Genomic DNA, 1,503 nt, shown 5'->3' with positions numbered 1-1,503 from the left:
GTTGAAATTCAGCTTCGTTAATATGGCGGATAGTCGGAGAATTTGGTCGGTATATTCCTGCTTCTACATACGAATTCCAGTTCATGTGAGAACCTGATGCTAGTAAGCTCCACGTATTGTTAATGRCCTTGGTGCCACCGCCTTTGTTTCCGCTGAGCAGTCCTTCAGCAATTAAGTTTTCGGTTGCTGTCACCACCGTGCTTCTATTTACAGAAAAGCTAGCAGCTAAATGGCGCTGCGAAGGAATTTTAGTTCCAATAGGCCACTCTCCATTTATGATTTTCTCTTTCATATACTCTTGAATTTGTTTGTGCATTGGCTTTTTATCAGCCGGATCTGGAGTCCAGTTCATGTGAGACCACCTTTTTATAATTTGGTTGGTATTATAAATCAAAACTTGGATGGAGACAACAGGGGATGTCAATTGTAGTATAAAAGAGAAAGGAGAGAACAACATGTTTACAGTGGTTATACATGCTTTATTGTTAGCATTCGGTTTGATTTTACCTTTAGGGGTACAAAATGTGTTTGTTTTTAATCAAGGAGCCAATCACCGAACGTTCAAACAGGCGCTTCCCGTAGTTTTCACGGCTTCTGTTTGTGATACGATTTTAATTCTAGTAGCAGTGCTGGGAGTTTCAGCAGCAGCCGCTGCTTTTTCATTTTTTCAAACGCTCATTTTTGGAATAGGTCTTCTTTTTTTAGCGTATATGGGCTTTGTGACGTGGAAGAGCGAACCGTCAAAAACGTCAGTAAAGGAAGGAATGACGGTGAAAGCACAAATTTTATTTGCTGCTTCTGTATCTCTGCTAAATCCTCACGCGCTGATGGATATTATGGGCGTGATTGGAACAAATTCTCTACTGTACAGCGGAAAGGAAAAATGGGTTTTTACGCTGGTGACAATATCCGTTTCATGGATATGGTTTTTGTCCTTAGCTTTTGCAGGAAAAGCAGTAGGAAAAATGGATTCAAATGGGAAAATAATGATTTGGGTGAATAAGGCTTCTGCATGTATGATTTGGGGAGTAGCTCTTTACATGGCAAAAAGTATGTTTTTTCAGTAAAATAGATGCTAAAAGGAAATTTATGTAATAGAAAGAAGTGCTTTTTTCTAGAAAGCGAGGGGTAAAGATGATTCAAGGAATTAATCATATGTGCTTTTCTGTGTCAAATTTAGAACAATCCATCATGTTTTATCAGAAAGTGCTAGGAGCGGAACTTTTAGTGAAAGGAAAATCCACCGCTTACTTTAGTCTGAATGGACTGTGGCTGGCGTTAAACGAAGAAAAAAATATTCCTAGATCAGACATTCAGTATTCGTATACTCATTTAGCGTTTTCTCTTTCTATTGAAAATTTTGACGAAGCAAGAGAACTATTAAAACAGCATAATGTAACCATCTTATTTGGAAGAAACCGTGACGAGAGAGACAAAAAATCTATTTATTTTACGGATCCTGACGGTCATAAATTTGAATTTCACACCGGTACGCTCCAAGAC

General features: G+C 38.4%; 3 protein-coding genes. 2 read left to right on the top strand and 1 reads right to left on the bottom strand.

Translation table 11 applies throughout. From position 1 onward, the window contains the following. On the bottom strand, positions 1-352 hold a 352-nt coding region (locus AC1DRF_RS27400; protein ID WP_477742236.1), incomplete at its 3' end, for a GntR family transcriptional regulator. 103 nt (positions 353-455) lie between these two features. On the opposite strand from AC1DRF_RS27400, the gene AC1DRF_RS27395 reads away from it, so the two are divergent. Together AC1DRF_RS27395 and fosB are read left to right on the top strand one after the other, a co-directional pair. Beyond that, positions 456-1,067 carry a LysE/ArgO family amino acid transporter gene (locus tag AC1DRF_RS27395; protein ID WP_230183906.1) on the top strand — a complete coding sequence of 204 codons (612 nt, stop codon included), beginning with the start codon at positions 456-458 and terminating at the stop codon, positions 1,065-1,067. A 67-nt stretch (positions 1,068-1,134) separates the two neighbouring features. After that, positions 1,135-1,503, top strand: a 369-nt coding sequence (gene fosB / locus AC1DRF_RS27390; protein WP_477742235.1) for a metallothiol transferase FosB, incomplete at its 3' end; no start/stop codon positions are given.

It is taken from the genome of Priestia sp. P5_B4 (assembly GCF_056400385.1).
The sequence above is the reverse complement of the archived record's forward strand: the minus strand, read 5'-3'. Positions and strand labels throughout refer to the sequence as shown.

What these genes read in the sequence shown, in the direction of transcription:
- AC1DRF_RS27395 (WP_230183906.1), top strand. Translation starts at nt 456, where the DNA reads ATGTTTACAGTGGTTATACATGCTTTATTGTTAGCATTCGGTTTGATT.